Below are 23,207 nucleotides of genomic sequence, written 5' to 3'. Positions count from 1 at the left end.
AGAAAAATCATTAGTACATTGTGAGGTAATAATTTGAAAAAGAATGTTTTATTTGTAAATGGTCATTTAAATGTTGGTGGGATTGAGAACTCGCTTATAAATGTGCTAAAAAGTATAGATTATAATTATTATGAAATTGATCTTATATTATTTGAAGAGCTCGGTGATTATGCTAATGAAGTTCCAAAAGAAGTAAATATTATCTACTACGATATGTCAAATGTGTATGGGCCTATTACGCAGTGTATTATTGAGAACATAAAAAAATGGAATTGGTTCGCGTTAGGACTTAGATTAATATTTTTGCTTGAGAAAATAATGGGAGTAAAGGCATTATATCTTGCTAAGCCACTTTTTAATTTGAATAAAGAATATGACTGCGCCATTGCATATCGAGTTGGCATCTGCACTGATTTTGTTGGATATATTATTAACAGTAAAAAGAAGGTAACTTGGTGGCATCACGGAACATATGAATATCCCGAAAATCAAACAAAACGATTGATCGAAGTATTCAAAAATTTTAACAAGATAATAGCTGTATCGGATTGCAGCAAAGAAATGTTAATAGATAATATTAATGAAATAAATAATAAAATGATTACTATCCCCAATATAATTAACGTTGATGAAATTCGACACAAAGCAAATGAAAGAACTAGATATGACATTAATATTAATTTTAATGGTATAACGCTATTGAGTGTAGGGAGATTATCACCTGAAAAAGGTATGATTAATTGTGTTCATACCTGTAAAAATTTAGTTGATAATGGGTATAACGTAAAATGGTATCTCATAGGTGAAGGTTCGCAACGCGGTGAGATTGAAAGATGTATTAAAGATTATAAATTAGAAAATAGTATATATCTTTTAGGTGCTATCTCCAATCCTTACCCATATATCAAAAATGCATATATATACGTTCATCCATCTCTTGTTGAGTCATTGTCAATTTCGGTATTGGAAGCTCTGGCTATAAATACACCTGTTACTGTTGCAAAGTCTATGGGACCTTTGGAGTTTATCCGACATAAAGAAAATGGATTACTAGTAGATCCAACCCCAGATGCTTTATTTAACGGAATTGTTTCTTTGATTAAGGATAATGAACTATATACCCAATTGAAAAAAGATAAAAGTGATGTATTAAAGAATTACAGTCCGGAAGTGATTATGAAAAAAATATATGATTTAATCGAGGCTAGCTAGCATGATGAAAAATGTTAAAAGATCGATAGTTGAATTAAATTATAGAACTAAAAAATATTTAAAGGAATCCTTATTTCCCTTTTCTAGAAACGGAAAAAACATAAAAACTCTAAAAAACCTTCATTTAAATAAACGCTGCTTTATACTTGGAAATGGTCCAAGTTTAATAGGTGAGGACCTTGATAAATTAAAAAATGAGATTACGTTTGCTTTTAATCGAATTTACTATATATTCGATCAAACCGATTGGCGACCTACATATTACTGTTCTGAAGATGATAAGACCATTTTTAAAAGTAAAGAAGAGATCAATAATTTAAAGATAGAAAGCAAGTTTTTCCCTGTTAACTTTCCATGGGATTATAAGATTCATTTTAAAAATGCAAAGTATTTTATATTTAAATTCGGTGATAGGAATGTTGAACCCAAGTTTTCTGAAGACATTGTTAAGGGAATATACTGGGGAAATACCGTAGCCTATACCGCAATACAGTTAGCCGTTTACATGGGAATCAAAGAGATTTATTTATTAGGTGTTGACCATAATTTCAGTAGAATGGTAAACGATAAAGGTGAACTTGTAATTGATGAGACAGCAAAAGACTATTTTACTGAAAATTATAATACTGATAAAGAGGATTTATATATTCCTAATATTGAAGTTTCCACTAAAGCATTTAGAGCTGCAAAAAAATATGCAGATAACCACAATATAAAAATATTTAACGCAACTCGCGGTGGAAAATTAGAAGTATTTGAGAGAGTAGAATTTGATAAAATAATTATTTAGAAAGAGTGGTATCAAGTATGAAAATAGTTGGAGTAATACCTGCAAGAGGCGGGTCAGCAAGATTTTATAATAAACCTTTAGCAAATATTTTTGGAAAACCTATGGTTTGGTGGGTTTACACACATTCAAAAGAAGTTGAATGCTTTGAAGAGGTATATATTGCCACAGATAGCGAAGAAATTAAAACTGTATGCGAAGGCTTTGGTGCAAAAGTGATCATGACTTCAAAGGAGCATGATACTGCAACGGAAAGACTTTATGAAGTATCTCAGAAAATAGTTGCTGACCTTTATGTAATGGTAAATGGTGACGAGCCTGTCATAGAAGCGAAAGATATTGTAAAATGCATTCCAGCTGATTTAAAGAAAGAAGATTTTTATGTATCAAATCTTATGACAGATTTTACTGATCCAGTTGAAGTTGTTGATACAACTAATTTAAAAATAGTTACGAATAAAGATGGGATTTGTTTGTTCATTTCCCGTAGTCCAATTCCATTCCCTAAAGGTGGTATGAATTACACCTACCAGAAATTTGTTGGGGTAGGGGCATTTACGAAAACGGCTCTTCAATACTACCATGAAACACCACGAGGGCCTATTGAAAAAATTGAAGAAAATGATTCTTTTCGATTTATAGAAAACAGGAAGGACATTAATTATATAAACGCACATTGTAAAACAATTTCAGTTGATACTCCTAAAGATATTGAAAAGGTTGAAGAGTATTTGTTAGGTAATGAAAAAAAACCAGTTTATTCACTTTAATAATGAAACAGTTGAAGATTATATATTAGGAAGGAAGAATTAATAATGAAAAAAATGAAGGTTGGTAATCTTACAGTTGATAATACTATTTTTACGTTAATTGCAGGACCTTGTGTGATAGAATCTGAAGCACAAGTGATAGAAGTGGCATCAAGAATGAAGGAAATTACCGATCGACTTGGTATTCCTTTTATTTTTAAATCATCATTCGATAAAGCGAACAGAACGTCCATTTCAGCGTACAGAGGTCCTGGAATAAATGAGGGTCTACGTATACTTAAGAGAGTGAAAGATGAATTAGGTTTACCTGTCGTAACAGATATTCATGAACCTTATCAAGCAAGGGTTGCTGCTGAAGTTGTGGATATGCTTCAAATACCAGCTTTTCTATGCAGACAAACAGATTTATTGGTCGCATCAGCTGAAACCGGGTTGCCAGTAAACATTAAAAAAGCACAGTTTTTATCTGCAAAAGATATGAAAAATGTAATTACAAAGGTTGAAGAATCTGGTAATGAAAATATTCTATTATGCGAAAGAGGTAACACATTTGGTTATAACAATTTAGTTGTGGATATGACTAACATAATTGAAATGAAAAAGTTCGGCTATCCAGTTGTTTTTGATGCAACACACAGCGTTCAAAAACCAGGGGGCAACCTAACGTCTACCGGTGGTAATCGAGAGTATGTAGAACATTTAGCTAAAGCAGCTTTAGCTGTCGGTGCAGATCTATTATTTATGGAAGTACATGAGGATCCTGATAATGCGAAGTCCGATGGACCTAATATGGTTAAACTTGATGAAATCGAGGTTATGCTTAAAAAACTAATTAAAATCTATAAGGCGGTGCACGAAGTTGAATCAAATCAATATTCTCACTGAACCGAAATATGTACATCAAATCGATATTCTATCTGAATCAAAATATGTCTTTGAAACTGAACTAAATGCAATAAACCTAGTAAAAGATTCTCTAGATGAAAGGTTTGTAAGAATAGTAGAATTAATTTCCGATTGTACCGGTAAAGTTATTGTTACAGGGATGGGTAAACCTGGGCATGTTTCGAGGAAAATTGCCGCAACAATGTCCAGTCTTGGGACACCCTCGTTTTTTCTTCATCCTGCAGAAGCTCTACATGGAGACTTAGGGATGATTTCGGCAAATGATATTGTAATAGCTATTAGTTATAGTGGAGAAAGTGAAGAGATTACTAGAATTCTGCCTAATATAAAAATAATAGGTGCAACATTAATTGGTATCTCTGGTAATCCAAATTCATCACTTGTCCAATACAGTGATTATTCTTTTGTATTTCCTAAATTTAAGGAAGCGTGTTCGATGAATTTAGCACCTACCTCAAGTACAACGGTTGAATTAGTTTTGGGAGATGCATTAGCAGTTTGTTTATCAAAAATCTATGGTTTCCATGAAAGTAATTACGCATTGTATCACCCAGCTGGTTCCCTTGGTAAAAAACTGCTAGTAAAAGTGAATGATATTATGCATACAGGAGATAACAATGCCGTTGTAAAGGCTGGGACCAAGTTAAAAGACGCTATTATTGAGATGAGCATGAAAGCGATCGGGATTATTAATATTGTAAATAAAAATCATGAATTAATTGGAGTCTTTACGGATGGTGATTTAAGAAGGACATTTACAAGAGAAGTAAATGTTTATGATTTGTCAATTGATGATGTAATGGCAAAAACACCTCTATCTATAGATTCTCACATGCTCGCTGTAGATGCGCTAAAAATGATGAAAAATAATAATATCTCTGCTTTACCAATTGTTAAGGGTAAGAAACTGGTCGGAACAGTAAGAGTTAACGATATTCTTGGAGTGGGTATATTCGTATGATTAAAAATAAAGACTTATCAAAAATAAAAATGCTAGTTATGGATGTAGACGGTACCCTAACCGATGGGAAAATTTATGTCGGTGCAAATGGTGAGGTTTTTAAAGCGTTTAATGTAAGAGATGGGTACCGATTAATTAATATTGAAAAGTATAATATAATCCCAGTTATCATTACTGGTAAGAAGTCAGAGATTCTAGCTAATCGTGCTGCTGAACTAAAAATTGAAGAAGTTCATCAAGGAGTTGATGATAAGCTAAAGGTTTTGGATGAGGTTATTCATCGATACCAGTTAAAATACGAAAATGTTGCTTATATCGGTGACGATGTAAACGATATTGATTGTATGAAAGTATGCTATCTTAAAGCTTGCCCAGCAGATGCAATGGTTGAAGTAATAGATGTTGTAGATTATGTTTGCAAATCTAATGGTGGAAATGGAGCTGTTAGGGAATTTATTGATTTAATTGTAATGTGAGGGATATATAAATTAAAACAATACAAATAACATATGGATTTTATGATAAAGAAATTTATTGATTTAATTGTTTTACATACTAAAATTGGGTCAATAAATTTCGTGCTGAAAATATTTAATTTCATCAAATTGAAAATTGGGAAATATTTACTCAAAGAGATTTGGCTTGAAGATTATAAAAAATCAGGCATGAAAATTGGGGAAAATTGTACAATTCAAGCAGGTGTAACTTTTGATTATTCCTTTTGTTGGTTAACAAAAATTGGAAACAATGTAACAATTGCTCCAGAAGCTTTTTTTCTGGCACATGATGCAAGTACAATGAAGGAACTTCACTATACAAAGGTTGGATCTATTACCATTGAGGATAATGTTTATATAGGGGCAAGATCCCTAATTATGCCTGGGGTAACTATCGGAAAAAATTCAATAGTAGCTGCAGGGAGTATTGTTAAAAAACAGTTCCAGAAAACTCTATAGTTGCAGGTAATCCTGTAAAAGTGATATCAACCACAAATGAGTACATAGATAAGAGTAAAAAGTTATTCAAACAATCTAGTGTTTATGACTATTCATACAAAGGTAATGCCACGAATTTTAAAAAAGAAAAGATGTTTGGTGAATTAAAGAATAAAGTAGGGTACTTATTAGCACGAAAGTAACTTTAAATAGTATTATTAAAATTTTATTTAGTTCTAAATGAAAAGAGGCAGACATAATTAATTTTAAAGAATTATAAAGTGGATTATATGAAGGGGTAAAAAGTAGCTGTTCTATATGCAAATTCAGCTAGTGGAATCGGAAACGTTATAGAGTTTGTTGAATTGATTGTGAAAAAAATGATGACTAAATAATACTGTAGAAGAATTAGTAATAGGAGATTTAAGATGTTAAAAATAAAAAGAAGTATAATTAAAGTTTACAACGCTCTATATTTAATAATCTTTTATATTGTTGATTCTTTCTCGAAAATCAATATCCCTTTAACAAAAAATAACTATAAAATACTAAGGTTAAAAAACAAATATAAAGGTGAGCGTTGTTTCATTATAGGTAATGGGCCAAGTTTAAAACCCGAGGATCTAGAAAAATTGAAAGGTGAATTTACATTTGCTTCTAATAAAGTATACAAAATTTTTAATAAAACTACTTGGAGACCATCATTTTATATGGTTGTTGATCCAATAGTACTGGAGGAAAATGTAGAAGACATAAATTTAGTTGAAGCAAAAACAAAATTCTCTTTAAGAGTTTATAAAGGTCTATTTAATGCAGATATATACTTTAATAATAATGTTAATAAGAACAAACGAAATTCTTTTTCAACTAATATTATGGAGTCTTTATACTCGTCTGGAACTGTTTCATACCATCTACTTCAAATAGCTCATTATATGGGGTTTTCTAAAGTGTATTTGGTTGGGCATGATTACAATTTTAAAGGGGCAGTTTCGAAAACCAAAGATTTATCCTTCCTTAAAAAAGAAGAAAATTCACAAATTTATTTTAGTGAAGACTACATAAAAGCAGATGAAAAGAAACCAGGTCAGGCTCCGGAAGAAATGTATATTGGAATGGAAAAAGCGAAATTGATATTTGAAAGTTCTGGCAGAAAAATATATAACGCGACACGGGTTTCTTACTTGGATGTATTTGAACTTAAGAATTTTGATGAATTGTGTGGAGATTAAAATGGTAATTTTAATAAAAAAGTCAACAAATAAATTATTGTCATTCTTTATATGGACGTATAGAAAAAATATTAAACCATCTTATATAAATATGAGAATAAGAATTCTGTCTAGAAAAGTAAAAAAACTTAAAGATAGTCATATAGGTGAAAGTTGCTTTATAATCGGAAACGGTCCTAGCTTGACAGTTGAAGATTTAAATATGATAAAAAACCAAGTATCTTTCTCAAGTAATAGGATTAATTTATTAATAGAGAAAACTGATTGGAAACCTTACTATTATACCTTTACTGATTCCTTAATGGCCAGTAAATTTTTTGATGAAGTATATAACATGCAAAAGAAGGAGATGTTTGTAGTTGTTTCAAATACAAGTTATAAATCATTAAGAAAGAAATTAGGGAAGAATTGTCATTTTTTAAGATCTTATTATGAACTGGAAAATAGTGGTTTACCAAAATTTAGTTACGATATTTCGAAAAAATTAATCCAACATGGTACTGTAACGTATGCAAATATTCAGCTTGCAACGTATATGGGATTTAAAAATATATATCTGATTGGTGTCGATCATAATTTTGGAATTAGTAAGCAAAAAGATGGGAGTATTAATTTTAATAAAGACTTGATAGGTAAGGATCACTTTGATGAAAATTACTACAATTCTGTCGAACATAAAAAAGAGGTACCAGTAAATGTATATGAAATGACAGAAGCATATTTGTCTGCAAATAGAAATTGCGTAGAAAGAGGAGTAAATATTATTAATGCTACCAGAGGTGGCAAACTCGAAGTTTTTCCACGGGTAAACTTTGATGATTTATTTGATAACAATGGTGAATTTATTGGTACAGCAGTAGAGGTAGAGAAAAAAAATTTATTATACCAATAACTTTCGTTTTAGTATTCAGAATATTCAATGAATAGTAAGTTGATATAGGAGATTATATTTTTAATAGATGAAGTATCCTAATTTTTCCAAAAATGAATGATGTTCGAATAAAATTGTTTCCTACTCTTTAGGAATAAATACTTTTAAGGCTAGTTTTTTATTGGGAGGTAATAAAATGAGTAAACCATATATTCAAATTGGAGATAGAAAGATTGGAGAGAATTACAAACCATTTGTAATTGCTGAAATTGGAATTAATCATGAAGGTAGTCTAGAAGTTGCTAAACAAATGGTTGATGCGGCATATAAAGCTGGAGCTGAGGTTGTAAAACATCAGACTCACATTGTAGAAGATGAAATGAGTAAAGAAGCTAAAAAAGTTATACCAGGAAATACAGATGTATCAATTTATGAGGTAATGGAAAGATGTGCGCTTAACGAAAAGGATGAGATAGAATTAAAAGAATATGTTGAGTCATTAGGAATGCTTTTTATTAGCACCCCATTTTCACGAGCTGCAGCAGACAGGCTTGAGAGAATGGGAGTATTAGCTTATAAAATTGGATCTGGTGAGTGTAATAATTATCCCTTAATTGAACATATTGCTTCATTTGGCAAACCCATGATCGTTTCTACTGGTATGAATGATATTGAGAGCATAAAGAAAACAGTTGAGATTTTAGAGGAAAAAGGTGTGGAATATGCCCTTTTACACTGTACTAATTTATATCCAACACCACCACATCTAGTAAGACTAGGTGGTATGCAAGAATTACAACAATATTTTCCACGATCTGTAATTGGACTTTCTGATCATACTGCTAACAATAATGCAGCATATGCAGCAACTGCTTTAGGGGCATCTATACTAGAAAGACATTTTACAGATTCAAAAGATAGACCAGGGCCTGATATTTTGTGTTCCATGGATGCAAAGGATTTGAATGACTTAATTGTTACTAGTTCAGAGATTGCTGAGATGAGAGGTGGGAAAAAAGAAGCAGCCTTAGAGGAGCAAGTAACAATTGATTTTGCTTTTGCAACTGTAGTAACAACTAATCAGCTTAATCATGGTGAAGTTTTAACCAAAGAAAACATCTGGGTCAAAAGGCCAGGCATAGGTGAAATTAAAGCAGAACAGTTTTATTCGATTTTAGGTAAAAAGGTAAATAGAGATATTGAAATAGATGAACATCTTTCATGGGATGATATTAAATAAAATTATTTTAAATTTTTATTATAATAAACGAAAACTTATTACAGAAAGGGAAGAAAAAAGTAGATTGGGGGTTTATCAAATGAAAAAAATACTATTTTTAACTGGTACTAGGGCTGATTATGGAAAAATAAAGACTTTAATGAAAAAAGTAGATTCAAGTCCAAATCTTGAACTATATGTATTTATTACTGGAATGCACATGTTATCTAAATATGGGTCAACATGGAAAGAAATAGATAAAGATGGTTTCCAAAACGTATATCACTTTGTAAATCAACAAACAAATTACAAAATGGATATGGCCCTTAGTAATACGATAATGGGATTAAGTAATTATGTTCACGAATTAAAACCAGACCTAATTGTAGTCCACGGTGATCGACTTGAGGCATTGGCTGGTGCAATTGTAGGTGCTTTCAATAATATAAAAGTAGCACATATTGAAGGGGGAGAGGTGTCTGGTACTATAGATGAATCTATCAGACATGCTATAACAAAATTTTCTCATCTTCACTTTGTTAGTAAAAATGAAGCTAAAAAAAGAATAATTCAATTAGGGGAGCATGAAGAAAATATTTTTGTAATAGGTTCACCAGATATTGATGTTATGATGTCAATTGATTTACCAACAATATCAGTAGTAAAAAAACATTATGGTATTAATTTTGAGAATTATTCAATTTTGATATATCACCCTGTTACTACACAGGTTGATAAATTAAGTAATAATATAAAAAATGTAGTAGATGCATTGATAGAAAGTAATAGGAACTATGTAGTTATTTTTCCAAATAATGATGAAGGCAGCGATATAATATTAAATGAATATAAAAGATTAAAAGATAATGCTAATTTTAAGATTTTTCCATCTATGAGGTTTGAGTATTTTTTAACCTTATTAAAACATTGTGAGTTTATGATTGGTAATTCAAGCGCTGGTATTAGAGAAGCGGGAGTATATGGAGTTCCTTCAATTGATATTGGTAACAGGCAGACCGGTAGATATGAGCCTAGTTTTTCTAAAAATATTACTCATGTTAGAGAGAATAGCATCTTAATTATGAAAGCAATAGATGAACAAGATGGGATTAGAATATTTAGTCATGAATATGGTGATGGTGAGAGTGCAGATAAATTTATTCGAATAATGGAGAATACTCTTATTTGGGATATAGATATTCAGAAGCAATTCATAGATATTAATCATATAGGTGAAAACGCTTATGTATAATAAAAAGTCCTTTTTAGCTATTATTCCTGCTAGAGGTGGGAGTAAAGGTATTCCAGGTAAAAACATTATTGAAGTATACAATAAACCATTAATCCAATATACAATTGATGCAGCTCTTGATTCGAAATACTTAGATAGAATCATTGTCTCAACGGATAGTAAATCAATTGCTCAAGTTTCATTAAAATGTGGAGCAGAAATACCATTTATGAGACCCAAATTCTTATCTACAGATACTTCAAAGACTATTGATGTTTTAATACATGCATTAGAAGAGTTGAAGAAAGAAGGGAATAAATACAACTATCTTGTACTCCTACAACCAACGCAACCCCTAAGAACAGGTCAAAATATAGATGAAGCTATTGAAATGATTGTTAATAATAATGAAGAAAGTTTAGTAAGTATTTCAGAAGTATCAGAACATCCATTTTTAATGAGGGAACTTGATGGAAATGGTAAACTTCAGAATTTATTAAATATGGAAAGTACGGTGAGAAGACAGGATTTTCCAAAATACTATAAAGTAAACGGTTCAATTTATATTAATGAAATTAATACCAATCTTAATTTAAATACAAGCTTAAACGATAACAAATTAGGTTATGTTATGAATGAAGAAAACGATATTGATATAGATGATCCTTTTGATCTAGAAATATTAAAGTTAAAGATAGATAAAATAAAAGTCAATAGATAAATTATGTCTGTTTATTATATTGAGTTTTATGTACCTTTAAGATGTAGTGATCATAACAAATGTAGGGTTGTTACTTTTTTTGTTTAGAAAGTTATAATAGTGATACTAATTATATAATTTAAATGAGGTTTTAAAATTAATTTGATTGTAGTATTTATAATAGGAGCGGAATAATTGAATAACAGAGTTGTATCTTTAGATTACTTAAGAGGTTTAATGGCTTTATCTGTAATGATTTATCATTATACGGTGTGGCAAGATATTAATTTGGTTTACCCGATTGGAGATTTATTTTTTAAATTAGGGATTTATGCTGTGTCCTGCTTTTATGTTTTAAGTGGAATTAGTTTAGCTCTTGTATACTCAAACAAAGATGTGAATATGAGTTTTATTCAAGATTTCATTAAAAAAAGGTTTTATAGAATTGCTCCACTGTTTTATATGGCAACTACATTAACAATCACATTAAAACTTTTAGTAATCTATTGTTTTGGGCAATGGGTAGAATTTCCAACAGCAAAAGAGATACTTTTAAATTATACATTCTTATTTTCGTGGTTTTCTCCAGGTGGTTATATCGCTGCAGGCACATGGTCTATTGGAAATGAGCTTGTTTTTTACTCATTGTTTCCTATTATGATTTTTCTTTTTCATAAAGGAAAGAATTATTTAAATGCTTTTTTCGGTATAACTATAGTTCTAACTTTAATATTTTCTTTTATTATACTTGATAGAAGTGTTAACCTCGAAAACCAATGGAATTTTTACATTAATCCACTTAATCAACTTTATTTTTTTGTAGGTGGAGTAGTTATTGGTGCGTATACAAAGTTTCACAATGGGATTAATAAGAAATATCTAACCTCTTATATTATTTCTCTTTCCCTTATCTTTATTTTTTTACCAATTGGCGGTTCCGATCAAATCTTCGTGGCTACAGGATTTGAAAAGTTTGTTTTATCATTATGTATTTTGGGATTATGTTCAGCTATAGCTTATTGGAGAAATACAAAAGAAAGTAAAGTGAATAAGGTCTTAAAATACTTTGGGGATATTTCATATTCATTGTATCTTTTACACCCAATTGTAAATACCATACTTAAAGCTGTTTTTAATCAAATACAACTAAATGATACTACAGTTATTTTGGTGACTTGGGTATTTTTTACTTTAATCTCATCAAGCATTTCATACTATTTAATTGAGAAACCATTTACTAATATGGCTAGAAAAAAAATAGTTACGAAAGAACAACCTATATCAAAAGTAAACTGAGCACTTATTGTTTTAAGAAAGAAGGATACCCCTTAGAAAATTTATTAATAGGCGGCGTAGGATAGTTAATTCTCTAACCATTATCTAATAAATTGCAAAATTAAACGAGAGTTCCAATATGAACTTATTAATAATAAGTAGTTAAAGGGAAAATTTAAATTTCTTAAGAAAAAAAGAAGATGGAAATTAGCTAATCTAAAAAAATAAACTAGATTAAAGAAGGGCAGGAGTTATGGAATTAATACCGAATAAGGAATTAATGAAAGTAGGAATTATCTTAAATTCATTCGATGTACCAAAATGGATAGAAAAAATAATTTCTGATATAATACAAGTTGATTTTTTAGAATTAAAAGTAGTTATAGTCAATAACCACAATTATCCAAATAAAATACATAAAAATAATTATAGACATTTTCTTTATAAGCAATATTGTAAATTAGACTATAAATATTATAGTACAAAAGTTAAAGAAAATGCGTTTGAAAAAATAAATATAGAATCAACTTTTACTCAATCAAATAACAAAGTAGATATAATTATGTTACATACTATCGGATTCTCTCAAGTGGAGATTGAAACTTTAAGGAAGGAAAAACTGGATGTAATTATACAATTTGGTTTTAGTGAAATTAGACCACATCTGATTGGTTTATCCCAAAATGGTATATGGTTCTATCCTCACGATAATTTTGGTGAAGGATATATTACGGAACCCAAGTTTTTTAGATCGATGTTTAACAAAAATGATCCTTTAGAAATTTCTTTAAATTGCTTTTTGGAAAGTCCAGAAAAAAGTAATTTTATCTATAAGTCGCAATCATCAGTAATAAGAGATTCCTTATTCTTTAACAGTAACGCAGTATATTGGAAGTCCTCGGAATTTATTTTAAAAAAACTTCGTGATTTAAACGAAGGAAAAATGAAGTGCTTTAATATTAATTCAGAGGAAAGATTAATGATGCTAAAAGACAGCAACATCCCAAAAAACTTAGAGATTCTTAACAAATTGCTAAGTTTGTCATTTGAAAAAGTTAAATCAAGGGTATTTTCCGAACAATGGTTTCTAGCATTTAAAAAATTAAATGGTAAGAAGGAAAATTACACTATAATTAAGCCCCCTCTTGATAGGTTTTATGCAGACCCATTTATTATTAAAAAGGATAACAGAACTTTCATCTTCTTTGAGGAATTTATATATAAAAAGGGAAAAGGTGATATTTCTGTCCTGGAAATAGATTCTGAAACCAATATATGCTCTGAACCCATTACTGTATTAGACAAATCATATCATTTGTCATATCCTTTTCTTTATGAGTGGGAAGATGATATTTATATGATACCTGAGACTTCTGGAAATAGAACAATTGAATTATATAAGGCGAAGAAATTTCCATATGAGTGGGAATTAGTTAAAGTTTTAATTGATGATATAAATGCTGTGGATGCAACCATTATACATTATAATAATAAGTTTTGGATGTTTACTAATGTGTTTATTGATGGATCATCTTCATTAGATGAGTTGCATATTTTTTATTCTGATAATCTGCTTGGTGAATGGAAGCCACATCAGATGAATCCTGTAGTTTCTAACGCATCTTCTGCTCGTCCAGCAGGAAATATATTTTTAAAAGAAGGGAAGTTAATGAGACCTTCGCAAGACTGTTCATTCAGTTATGGTTATTCTGTTAAATTTAATGAGATAGTGGAATTGACAGAAGAAGCCTATAGTGAAAACCTTCTATCTGAATTGAAACCTAACTGGTTAAAAAAAAATAAAGGAACACATACTTATAATTTTAATGAGGATTATGAGATAATTGATGGAAGGATTATTGGGCGGAGAAGGTTTAGAGGGTAATGTATCAGCACTTTAAATATACTTTGGGTAAAAAAGCTAATAAATTTTTTAGAATCCTCTGTGCTGTAAACGTCAAGTACTTTAGAACACTTTTTATTAGAGATTATCCCCGCCTTTCCTATTAAAAAGGTGGGGATAATCTCTAATTATTGATAAAAACAGCATAATTCCTAACAAATTCTTTTATGCTTACTCGCGTTTGTAAGCTAAAAACTTCATAATCCCCGCCTACTTTAATTCCGTTGAGTTTTCCCTTACTTATCCATTTCTTATTAGTTTCCATATCGCATTTCACCCCAGATGTGAATGCATAAGGAGGTAGCCTCTGTTATTGTTTATGTGGTAGTAGTCATTTCCTTTCAACCCCCCGTATGATTTTGACTAAAAAATAGTAGATTGATGTTTTAGTCTATAGCATTCATCTTCATTTAACTGAATAACTTGTACTTGATGAAGTAATCAATACAGAATTGCAGTTGTTATTTTTTGATCAATCAGTAGTTCACCCCAATTCTTCTGGACCTTTATAGAAGGTTAAATATAATGCAACTACTTTCATAATTGATAATCTTACACAAGAAAGAATATTCAATTTATCTCTGAACAAGAATCACAGGACAACCAACTTCATATTAAATCATTAAATGCAGTGTTCAATGTGTGGAAGTTGCATTTAATCAATCACACTATATCAATTGCCTACATATATATGGAATAACAAAAGGTTTAAGGAAACAGCTACCTTAAAGGCTATTACTAAGGTTTTAATTCTTCAAATGAAAAAAACAAAAGTAATATATCCAGCGATGCTTTTATATATCATTTATCACCAAATTGCGTTTTCTAACCAGAGACTAGCTACAGTAACAAGGACAAGCGTTGGTGGGACAAGCAAACTTTTCCCAATTATATAGAGGATAAATCAGTACAGTAAAAATTGATGGAGATGAATAGTATTGGATGGTGGTTTATTTACAGTAACCCCGGACTCAATAGTGGATGGAGGAACATTTATTGAACAACCTAGCGGGGAAATTATAAACGGCGGGTTATTTTCATTAAGAAATATTTTTTTTGTGGATGGTGGATTATTTACAGCAATCCCGGATTCGATGGTGGATGGAGGAACATTTATTAAACAACCTAGTGGGCAAATAATAAGCGGCGGGTTATTTTCATTAAGGGGTATTTCTATAAATAAAAGCATTGATACTCTTGAAGTAGGAGAAAACTTCACCGCTATGGCAACAATATATCCTTATGATGTGATGGATAGCAATATAGTTGAATGGGAAACATCGAACCCAGAAATATGCACGATAAAGTATGGGGTTCTGGAGGGTGTCTCCGTGGGAGCTTCAACAATTACGGCTTTTGATAGTACAAGAACATATTCTAAGAGTTTTACAATCGAGGTAAAAGAGCCAATAATACAAACCTTAACACCAACGGATATATACATCGTAACAGCTTCAAGTTATGGTATTTATTTAGATAATACCCATTCTACTGAAACCACATATGGGATTATCAAAGCTTTAAACTATGCTAAGTCAATAGGGTATAAAAAGATTGTTTTCCCATATGGAACATATCTTGTTACGCCTATGGCGGGAACAGTTAATTTTCCTAGCAATATGTTAATTGACTTTAACAATTCCGATATAAATATCGAAATTAGTGCTAAAACATCGACTGGATACGTCATGTTTAAAATGGATAACGTCCAATATACAAAGCTAGTTAACACAAATGTTTTTGGGGAAAAGGACTTTACAACTATTGCAGAGTCGCATGAAGATTGTGTTTCTTTACTCATTGGTGATGCCTTTAAGTCCGGGATTGAATTATGTACCTTTAGTAAATCACCTGGTTTTAATGTCAAAACATCAACTAAACTTAGGAAAGATGGTACAGGTGATGCTTGGTTTACCTATTCCAATTTTGAACCAGGTAATATTGATAATTCAGGTGTCAATGATGATAATACCGTTACTTATCATTACCGCACACCTAATTTTATTGACATATCACGTTTAGGAAATCATTATATGGTGGGCTATAATCAAGGCTATTGGGATTATCGTTTCTTACGGTCACGATTATATAGCATTTATTTTTATGATGTTAATCATCATTTCATCGAAGTTCAACATTACAACTTGCAATATTACTGTTACGATAAACCTCAAAATGCATATTACACAAAGATTGTTGTTTATCAAGATGAACCCCCGACGACGGGTGATACAGATTATAAAGGTGCAGTTGCTTTCATACGAACATTAGGAATCCCGCGAAAATGTTTTATTAAAAACTCTATCCTTTCAGATAGTTGTTCTACAGGATTAGCAATGACAGGTGGACAAGATTGGACTTTATCAGGAAATACATTTTCAGGTAATGGAGGAAGATCACCGGGGTGTGATATTGACTGGGAAGATGGCTGGGATGCAATGGTGGGCGATATTGTTAAAAACAATACATTTAACTCCACACTAGGTATTGTTACGGCAGCAGGAGCAAACCATTCTATATTCGATAACACTTTTAATAATTCATATATTTATATATGGGCAAGAACGCAAAATTGGCGAATATTTAGGAATAACTTTAATGGCAGGGGTGGTCCATTGGAACAATTTAATATACGCCTCGAAACTCAAGGAGATTCATACTTTGCGAAAAATACATTAAAAGAAATCCGATATACTACAGCTAAGAATCATCCAGACGCAGATTATGATATTCATTTTATAGAAAATAATTTAATATAAATGATAAGAGGGTTGAGAAAATGACTCAAATTCAAATCCGCAGAGGATTGAAAGCAGATTTACCTGTTCTTAGTGAGGGTGAGTTTGGTTTTTGTTTAGACACAAAAGAACTATATATTGGTACAAGCGGAGGTAATGTTTTAGTAAACAACTTTTCCTGGTCGAGTATTCTAGGTAAGCCTAGTTTTTCAACGGTAGCAACAACTGGAAGTTATACGGATTTATTAAATAAACCCTTTATTCCTTCCGTCTACACGTTGCCTATAGCTAGTAAAATTACATTGGGTGGGGTAAAGGTCGGTAATGGTATTACTCTAGGTAATGATGGTACTATTTCCGTTTCAGGTAGTACAGGCGGAACTGCATTAGAGCTTTATAAAACTGAGCCAATAGGTGAAATATTTACCCCACCAGCAAACTATAATGCTTGGTGTCCTAGCAATCTACAATTTGATAAAACAAGAGGGGTTTACGCTATTCTAATTAACGGGGCAAATGATCATGTATTTACTGCCTTAAACCAATATTTTTGTACAATTAACCCTGATACACTTGTTTCAACAACGCCAAAGCTTATTTCAGTGGTGGATACGAACGGGAATCGAGTTTCGTTTGATATTTCTTCCTCAAATAACTTTATGGTATTTGAAGATGGAACTTATATGTACCTACTACGAAAAAATGGTATTTATCACAGAATTACCTCGATTGATGGTGGGGTGACTTGGGTAGACCGGGGGCAAATAGTGGTAAGTCCCAGCAACAGTTTAACAACCTCTAGCAATATATGGGGCATTACGAAATTATCTAATGGTAGATTAATATGCGGGTTCGGAGCACAAGCTGAAGTTCGTGGAAAAGTAATCTATTCAGATGACAAAGGGATAAATTGGACAGTTGTATCTGTTGGTACAAGTTATCCTAGCGGTACGACTAGCGCTGAGCCTTGTATTATTGAAGTATCTCCTAACAAACTAATTAGTCTTGCAAGGAAAACAACAGCTGGGGCACCCGCAGGTAGTCCGCCTGAACCTGCTCTAATTTCGTTTTCTACCGATAACGGGGCAACATGGACAAATTATAAAGATTCTACTTCCATTCTTAATATGAATGCGTCAGGAGCAACTGCATACGTTCATGCTGGCATTGTTGAAGTATTCGTTGCTTCAAGATTTTACTCAACGACTGCTAATTCGAACACAGGAGAAACAGGTAGTATAACTCACTATATTGCAACATTAGAGAATGCACTTAATGATAACTTTACGTTGAAAGAGACGACTGTTTATGCAAATGCTGCAAATAGTGTAGACTTCCATTCCCCATGTGTTTCGATTGATGATAAAAAGAGATTATTGTTGATGTATATGGACGAATCCGAATATCTAAATGCTGACGTTAATTATTGGTTTGTAAGAGGTGGGCTAGGGTATGTTCCTTACAATAACCGTGATGGTGCAAAATCCCCTTTCTTTAGTTATAGTGGAAAATATATTGATTATTTAATCTCTAATTTAAGGACAGATTTAGCTAGCCTCCAATATGCAGTGTCGCAAATAAGCACAGGTGGGTCTGGCGGTGGTGGTGTAGTTAATCCACCAACAGGAACACTTATTTGGACAAAACAATATAGTGCCCAAAATGAACAAATACTATTAATTAATGACCCAGCTTTTATTGGTAAAATAAGGTGGGGTAATTCAACCCCTGATTATAACCAATTAAGAACTGATGCAAATGGAATTACTTATAACTGGAACGGTAATGATTGGGGATTGGCTATTACAACAGCAAAACCTAATTTTTCAATTGCTTATAAAGGAACGGTTGGTAATAATTCTATTGGGTTACCTGTTGTTGGTGCTGTTATCAATGGAGTTGGTTATGGTATTTACAAAATAGGTCCGTCATATGGATTATCTCGTGCTACACTTTATGATTTTAGATTTGAATATTGGGAAGGAACAATGAAAGCATTTGTTAATGATAACGAAGTAGCAGTTAAAACCTTCTCATTTGATTCAACAAACGTAATTAACTACACATACCTAACCAATGTTATCGGTCCAGTGGATACCACAAAAATTTATGCCATCCATGGAGGTATAAGCGGCGGTAATATCTACGAAGTAAAGTTCGGTGAGTGGAATAGCTAAAGAATATTGAACAAAATAGCGACATTCATAGAGGCTGAATTCAGGCCTCTTTTTATTTTAGGAGGAATCGGGATAATACACTTTATTCGTGGTCTGCTAAATCAATCTACGTTAAGGAACTTCAACATGCCAAGAGAAGAAAGATTAAATTCCCTTTATGAATGAAGCATGTGGATGTAACGGTCTCTATGCTGGTCTGTTTGTAGCAAGAAATGAGTTAGGTTAGCCTACTAAAATAGGATTAGAAGAAATCTACCGGGACTCTTGGAGGTGACAGGAAAAGAATCTGCATGGATATGGAGTAACAAAATTGTTTAGTGGATGAATATATATAACTTTTTGAAAATTTTATCAAATCTTTTTAAAAAAATAATATTGACTTCATTTCCTTAAGATAATATGATATTCATATCAAAATGTTCGTAATAGAGAACCTAAAAATTATTTATAAAAATAAAAATTCATTTGATTAATAAAATATGGAGAGGAATATGCATCTAAATATAAAAACTCTCGATTTTTTTGTATTTATCGTTCTATTTAATGAACGATAAATGCTGGGATTATGCTAATTGTTGAAAACATTCACACACTCCGCTCTTGCAGCGCCGGTTTATCTTGGCGCGGATATTGTCATTCATAGTTCAACGAAGTACTTGGGATGTCACACTGATGTTTTTGTCGTTTTAAATTTTTGCTAAGGGAAAGAATTGTGTAATACTTTAGCGTTTTTATATGCAGACGTGGATAGGGATATAACTGAAACTGGAGCTTATGTTGGTTCCGGTTAGGGAGAGTTTAGAAGATGAAAATTCTTGTGTTAGCTAATTTCGGTATGGGGTTGTATAACTTTAGAAAAGAATTATTAGAAGAACTGATCAATCAAAATAACGAAGTCTATATTTCCTTGCCAAATGATGAATATGTACCAAAGCTAAAAAGTTTAGGGTGTAAATTCGTAGAGACACTTCTGGAAAGACGTGGTACCAATCCAGTTAAAGATTTTAAGCTTTTGCTTAAATACATAGAAATAATTAAACAAATTAAACCAGATGTTGTGTTGACTTACACGATTAAACCGAATGTCTATGGCGGCCTGGCATGTCAATTTACAAAAACACCTTATATTACAAACATAACCGGACTGGGTACCTCAGTTGAAAATGAGGGTGTCATTCAGAAAATCACGTTGATGCTTTACAAAGTAGGATTAAAAAAGGCATCATGCTTATTTTTTCAAAATGAAACAAATCTAAAGTTCTTTTTTGATCAGAAAATTGTAACGGGCAAGACCAAACTAGTTCCCGGTTCCGGCGTAAATTTAGAACAACATAGTTTTGAAGAATATCCCGAAGATCAGGAAAAGAACAGATTCCTCTTTATTGGACGAATCATGAAATCAAAGGGGATAGAAGAACTGCTGCAAGCGGTTAAAATTGTCAAAGAAAAATATCCAAATACACAATTTGATTTAATTGGTAATTGTGAAGAAGATTACAATCAAAAATTAGTTGAATTAAATAAATTAGGAATTATTAATTATCATAGCCAACAGGATGATGTACATTCGTTTATTAAGAAATCTCACGCTACAATTCTTCCTTCTTATCATGAAGGAACAGCTAATGTACTGCTTGAATCTGCTTCTTCTGGGCGTGCTGTTCTAGCGTCAAGAGTACCTGGTTGTAAAGAAACTTTTGAAGAAGATGTAAGTGGTTTTGGATATGAGGTTAGGAGTGTGGAGAGTTTAGTTGAAGCAATTATTAAATTTATTAACCTCCCCTATGAGCAAAAAAAAGCAATGGGGATGGCTGGACGCAAAAAGATGGAAAACGAATATGATCGTAAAATTGTGATTAAGGCATATATCGATGAAATTAACAATTTATAAGGAGAAATGAAATGAACTTATATGAAAAGATTCTTAACAGAGAAGAAATAGTATCTTTAATCGGACTTGGATATGTTGGTATGCCAATTGCTGTTTCCTTTGCTAAGAAAGCTAATGTCATTGGATTTGATGTTAATAAAGAAAAAATTGAACTTTATAAAAATGGTATAGACCCTACAAAAGAAGTGGGTAATGAAGTGATTAAGAATACAACTGTCGACTTCACTTCAGATGAAAAAAGACTGAGAGATGCTAAATTTCATATTGTCGCAGTACCTACACCTGTCAAAGAAGACCGGACTCCAGATTTAACACCGATAGAATCTGCAAGCAGAACGCTTGGTAGAAACTTAACCAAAGGTTCAATTGTTGTCTTTGAATCTACTGTTTATCCAGGTGTAACAGAGGATATCTGTGTTCCCATTTTGGAAAAAGAGTCTGGTTTAAAGTGTGGGTTAGATTTTAAAGTTGGATATTCTCCTGAAAGAATTAATCCTGGGGATCAAGAGCATAGATTAGAAACGATCATTAAGGTAGTTTCTGGTATGGATAAAGAGACACTGGATATCGTGGCAAAAGTGTACGAATTAGTTGTAGATGTTGGGGTTTATAAAGCAGAAAGCATTAAAGTGGCTGAGGCTGCAAAGGTTATTGAAAATTCTCAACGAGATATTAATATCGCTTTTATGAATGAACTTTCTATTATCTTTAATAAGATGGGCATTGATACAAAAGCTGTATTGGAGACGGCAGGAACGAAATGGAACTTTCTTAACTTCTCTCCTGGACTCGTAGGTGGCCACTGTATCGGTGTTGATCCATACTATCTTACATACAAAGCGGAACAAATGGGCTACTATTCTCAGATTATCCTCTCGGGTAGAAAAATAAATGATGATATGGGTAAGTATGTAGCGGAAAGCACTGTAAAAAGCATGATAAAAGCCAATAAACAAATAAATGGCTCAAAAGTAGCTATCTTTGGTGTTACCTTCAAGGAGAACTGTCCTGATGTTCGTAATACAAAGGTAGTAGATGTAATTAAGGAATTAGAAGAGTTTGGAGTAGAAGTAAAAGTTGTTGACCCTCTAGCCGATAGAGACGACCTATGGCATGAATATAGAATTAATCCATGTGAAATTCATGAAATAAAAGAGATGGACGCAGTTATCTTTGCCGTTCCACATGATGAGTTTAAATCTATTCGATTAGAAGATGTAAAGAAAATGTTTCGATCATCAGGGCATATGTATATCCACTCTGAAGCTATGAATGAAGTGGCTGTAACTTCTGAGTTTAATACAGTAGTTGACAGTAACGTAATAATGGACATCAAGGGAGTATTTAATCGAACAGAAGCAGAGAATGCAGGCTTTTTATATTGGAGGTTATAAAGTGGGATATAAAAATATGAGTTTTCCAGAGGGGTCTAAGTTCTTAGTAACTGGATCAGCGGGATTTATTGGATCCAATTTAGTGGAAGTAATATTGAATTTAGGTTATCAAGTTAGAGGACTTGATAACTTTTCTACTGGAAAAAAAGAAAATGTAGAAGAGTTTATTAATAATCCTAACTATGAATTCATTGAAGGAGATATTCGTGAACATGAAACATGCATGAAAGCTTGTGAAGGGGTGGATTATGTTCTTCATCAAGCAGCATGGGGGAGCGTCCCCAGAAGTATAGAGATGCCTTTACTTTATGAAGAGATTAATATTAAAGGTACTTTGAATATGATGGAAGCAGCTCGGAAAAATGGAGTGAAAAAGTTTGTTTATGCCTCAAGTTCATCAGTTTACGGAGATGAGCCAAATCTTCCGAAGAAAGAGGGAAAGGAGGGTAATTTGTTATCACCATACGCTCTTACAAAAAAAGTAGATGAGGAATATGGGAAACTCTATACAAAGTTATATGGACTTGATACCTATGGTTTACGATATTTCAATGTATTTGGTCGAAGACAAGACCCAAATGGAGCCTATGCTGCAGTCATTCCAAAATTTATTAAACAATTACTAGATGATGAAAGTCCAACTATTAATGGTGATGGGAAGCAGAGTAGAGACTTTACTTATATAGAAAATGTAATTGAAGCGAATTTGAAGGCTTGTAATGCAGATAGTGAAGCTGCAGGAGAGGCCTATAATATAGCCTACGGTGGTAGAGAGTTTTTGATTGATATCTATACTCACTTGTTGAATGCTTTAGGAAAAGATCTTCAACCAGTATTTGGACCTGAACGAAAAGGAGATATTAAGCATAGTAATGCAGATATATCTAAAGCAAAAGAGATGCTGGGGTATGATCCGGAATGGAGTTTTGAGCAAGGGATTGAAGCAGCGATAGAATGGTATAAGGAAAACTTGGGTGTTAAAGTTGGAATTAGTGTTAAGTAGGA

Annotated in this window: 21 protein-coding genes; 20 read left to right on the top strand and 1 reads right to left on the bottom strand. The window is 32.1% G+C overall.

Features of this window, described 5'->3' with window-relative positions:
* Positions 1-33 precede the first annotated feature (33 nt).
* From J7E66_RS18625 to J7E66_RS18560, 14 genes are all read left to right on the top strand, one after another.
* The gene (locus tag J7E66_RS18625) at positions 34-1,212 is read left to right on the top strand and encodes a glycosyltransferase (protein ID WP_215002565.1); all 1,179 of its coding nucleotides are present in this window, start codon (positions 34-36) and stop codon (positions 1,210-1,212) included.
* 1 nt (position 1,213) lies between these two features.
* Positions 1,214-2,002: a 6-hydroxymethylpterin diphosphokinase MptE-like protein gene (locus tag J7E66_RS18620; RefSeq protein WP_215002563.1), complete on the top strand. Its 789-nt coding sequence runs from the start codon at positions 1,214-1,216 to the stop codon at positions 2,000-2,002.
* A gap of 17 nt (positions 2,003-2,019) precedes the next feature.
* Complete coding sequence (locus J7E66_RS18615) at positions 2,020-2,769, top strand: 3-deoxy-manno-octulosonate cytidylyltransferase (RefSeq protein ID WP_215002561.1); 750 nt, start codon at positions 2,020-2,022, stop codon at positions 2,767-2,769.
* A gap of 45 nt (positions 2,770-2,814) precedes the next feature.
* Positions 2,815-3,654: a 3-deoxy-8-phosphooctulonate synthase gene (kdsA, locus tag J7E66_RS18610; RefSeq protein ID WP_374103864.1), complete on the top strand. Its 840-nt coding sequence runs from the start codon at positions 2,815-2,817 to the stop codon at positions 3,652-3,654.
* On the top strand, positions 3,629-4,636 hold the full coding sequence (locus tag J7E66_RS18605; protein WP_215002559.1) for a KpsF/GutQ family sugar-phosphate isomerase: 1,008 nt from the start codon (positions 3,629-3,631) through the stop codon (positions 4,634-4,636). Before kdsA ends, J7E66_RS18605 begins: the two co-directional genes overlap by 26 nt.
* Positions 4,633-5,112, top strand: coding sequence for a KdsC family phosphatase (locus tag J7E66_RS18600; protein WP_215002557.1), 480 nt, complete (start codon positions 4,633-4,635; stop codon positions 5,110-5,112). Before J7E66_RS18605 ends, J7E66_RS18600 begins: the two co-directional genes overlap by 4 nt.
* A gap of 42 nt (positions 5,113-5,154) precedes the next feature.
* A complete protein-coding gene (locus J7E66_RS18595; RefSeq protein WP_215002555.1) occupies positions 5,155-5,592 on the top strand; it encodes an acyltransferase in 438 nt (145 codons plus the stop codon).
* Positions 5,593-5,999: 407 nt separating this feature from the next.
* On the top strand, positions 6,000-6,803 hold the full coding sequence (locus tag J7E66_RS18590; RefSeq protein ID WP_215002553.1) for a 6-hydroxymethylpterin diphosphokinase MptE-like protein: 804 nt from the start codon (positions 6,000-6,002) through the stop codon (positions 6,801-6,803).
* A gap of 1 nt (position 6,804) precedes the next feature.
* Positions 6,805-7,695 (top strand): 6-hydroxymethylpterin diphosphokinase MptE-like protein, encoded by an 891-nt coding sequence (locus J7E66_RS18585; RefSeq protein WP_215002549.1) that lies wholly within the window; start codon positions 6,805-6,807, stop codon positions 7,693-7,695.
* A 175-nt stretch (positions 7,696-7,870) separates the two neighbouring features.
* A complete protein-coding gene (locus J7E66_RS18580; protein WP_215002548.1) occupies positions 7,871-8,914 on the top strand; it encodes an N-acetylneuraminate synthase family protein in 1,044 nt (347 codons plus the stop codon).
* A gap of 79 nt (positions 8,915-8,993) precedes the next feature.
* On the top strand, positions 8,994-10,145 hold the full coding sequence (gene neuC, locus J7E66_RS18575; protein WP_215002546.1) for a UDP-N-acetylglucosamine 2-epimerase: 1,152 nt from the start codon (positions 8,994-8,996) through the stop codon (positions 10,143-10,145).
* Positions 10,138-10,845 (top strand): acylneuraminate cytidylyltransferase family protein, encoded by a 708-nt coding sequence (locus J7E66_RS18570; protein ID WP_215002544.1) that lies wholly within the window; start codon positions 10,138-10,140, stop codon positions 10,843-10,845. The genes neuC and J7E66_RS18570 overlap by 8 nt, the downstream gene beginning before the upstream one ends.
* Positions 10,846-11,019: 174 nt before the next feature.
* A complete protein-coding gene (locus J7E66_RS18565; protein ID WP_215002542.1) occupies positions 11,020-12,120 on the top strand; it encodes an acyltransferase family protein in 1,101 nt (366 codons plus the stop codon).
* Positions 12,121-12,352: 232 nt separating this feature from the next.
* Positions 12,353-13,984, top strand: coding sequence for a glucosamine inositolphosphorylceramide transferase family protein (locus tag J7E66_RS18560; RefSeq protein WP_215002540.1), 1,632 nt, complete (start codon positions 12,353-12,355; stop codon positions 13,982-13,984).
* Between the two features lie 142 nt (positions 13,985-14,126).
* Here the strand turns inward: J7E66_RS18560 and J7E66_RS18555 are convergent, their stop codons facing one another.
* The gene (locus J7E66_RS18555) at positions 14,127-14,267 is read right to left on the bottom strand and encodes a hypothetical protein (RefSeq protein WP_215002538.1); all 141 of its coding nucleotides are present in this window, start codon (positions 14,265-14,267) and stop codon (positions 14,127-14,129) included.
* Between the two features lie 673 nt (positions 14,268-14,940).
* On the opposite strand from J7E66_RS18555, the gene J7E66_RS18550 reads away from it, so the two are divergent.
* From J7E66_RS18550 to J7E66_RS18525, 6 genes are all read left to right on the top strand, one after another.
* The gene (locus J7E66_RS18550; protein ID WP_215002536.1) at positions 14,941-16,761 is read left to right on the top strand and encodes a hypothetical protein; all 1,821 of its coding nucleotides are present in this window, start codon (positions 14,941-14,943) and stop codon (positions 16,759-16,761) included.
* Positions 16,762-16,781: 20 nt separating this feature from the next.
* A complete protein-coding gene (locus J7E66_RS18545) occupies positions 16,782-18,917 on the top strand; it encodes a hyaluronate lyase N-terminal domain-containing protein (RefSeq protein ID WP_215002534.1) in 2,136 nt (711 codons plus the stop codon).
* A 572-nt stretch (positions 18,918-19,489) separates the two neighbouring features.
* The gene (locus tag J7E66_RS32925; protein ID WP_215002532.1) at positions 19,490-19,618 is read left to right on the top strand and encodes a PLP-dependent transferase; all 129 of its coding nucleotides are present in this window, start codon (positions 19,490-19,492) and stop codon (positions 19,616-19,618) included.
* Between the two features lie 104 nt (positions 19,619-19,722).
* On the top strand, positions 19,723-20,808 hold the full coding sequence (locus J7E66_RS18535; protein ID WP_215002530.1) for a glycosyltransferase family 4 protein: 1,086 nt from the start codon (positions 19,723-19,725) through the stop codon (positions 20,806-20,808).
* Between the two features lie 11 nt (positions 20,809-20,819).
* Complete coding sequence (locus J7E66_RS18530) at positions 20,820-22,202, top strand: nucleotide sugar dehydrogenase (RefSeq protein WP_215002528.1); 1,383 nt, start codon at positions 20,820-20,822, stop codon at positions 22,200-22,202.
* Between the two features lies 1 nt (position 22,203).
* Positions 22,204-23,205 carry an SDR family oxidoreductase gene (locus J7E66_RS18525; protein ID WP_308162544.1) on the top strand — a complete coding sequence of 334 codons (1,002 nt, stop codon included), beginning with the start codon at positions 22,204-22,206 and terminating at the stop codon, positions 23,203-23,205.
* Positions 23,206-23,207: the final 2 nt, after the last annotated feature.

The organism is Bacillus sp. ISL-7 (assembly GCF_018613065.1).
The sequence above is the reverse complement of the archived record's forward strand: the minus strand, read 5'-3'. Positions and strand labels throughout refer to the sequence as shown.

Excerpts from the sequence above, each read along its gene's own strand:
- J7E66_RS18620 (WP_215002563.1), top strand. The coding sequence starts at position 1,214 with ATGATGAAAAATGTTAAAAGATCGATAGTTGAATTAAATTATAGAACT.
- J7E66_RS18615 (WP_215002561.1), top strand. The coding sequence starts at position 2,020 with ATGAAAATAGTTGGAGTAATACCTGCAAGAGGCGGGTCAGCAAGATTT.
- kdsA (WP_374103864.1), top strand. The coding sequence starts at position 2,815 with ATGAAAAAAATGAAGGTTGGTAATCTTACAGTTGATAATACTATTTTT.
- J7E66_RS18600 (WP_215002557.1), top strand. The coding sequence starts at position 4,633 with ATGATTAAAAATAAAGACTTATCAAAAATAAAAATGCTAGTTATGGAT.
- J7E66_RS18595 (WP_215002555.1), top strand. The coding sequence starts at position 5,155 with ATGATAAAGAAATTTATTGATTTAATTGTTTTACATACTAAAATTGGG.
- J7E66_RS18590 (WP_215002553.1), top strand. The coding sequence starts at position 6,000 with ATGTTAAAAATAAAAAGAAGTATAATTAAAGTTTACAACGCTCTATAT.
- J7E66_RS18585 (WP_215002549.1), top strand. The coding sequence starts at position 6,805 with ATGGTAATTTTAATAAAAAAGTCAACAAATAAATTATTGTCATTCTTT.
- J7E66_RS18580 (WP_215002548.1), top strand. The coding sequence starts at position 7,871 with ATGAGTAAACCATATATTCAAATTGGAGATAGAAAGATTGGAGAGAAT.
- neuC (WP_215002546.1), top strand. The coding sequence starts at position 8,994 with ATGAAAAAAATACTATTTTTAACTGGTACTAGGGCTGATTATGGAAAA.
- J7E66_RS18570 (WP_215002544.1), top strand. The coding sequence starts at position 10,138 with ATGTATAATAAAAAGTCCTTTTTAGCTATTATTCCTGCTAGAGGTGGG.
- J7E66_RS18560 (WP_215002540.1), top strand. The coding sequence starts at position 12,353 with ATGGAATTAATACCGAATAAGGAATTAATGAAAGTAGGAATTATCTTA.
- J7E66_RS18555 (WP_215002538.1), bottom strand. The coding sequence starts at position 14,267 with ATGGAAACTAATAAGAAATGGATAAGTAAGGGAAAACTCAACGGAATT.
- J7E66_RS18545 (WP_215002534.1), top strand. The coding sequence starts at position 16,782 with ATGACTCAAATTCAAATCCGCAGAGGATTGAAAGCAGATTTACCTGTT.
- J7E66_RS18535 (WP_215002530.1), top strand. The coding sequence starts at position 19,723 with ATGAAAATTCTTGTGTTAGCTAATTTCGGTATGGGGTTGTATAACTTT.
- J7E66_RS18530 (WP_215002528.1), top strand. The coding sequence starts at position 20,820 with ATGAACTTATATGAAAAGATTCTTAACAGAGAAGAAATAGTATCTTTA.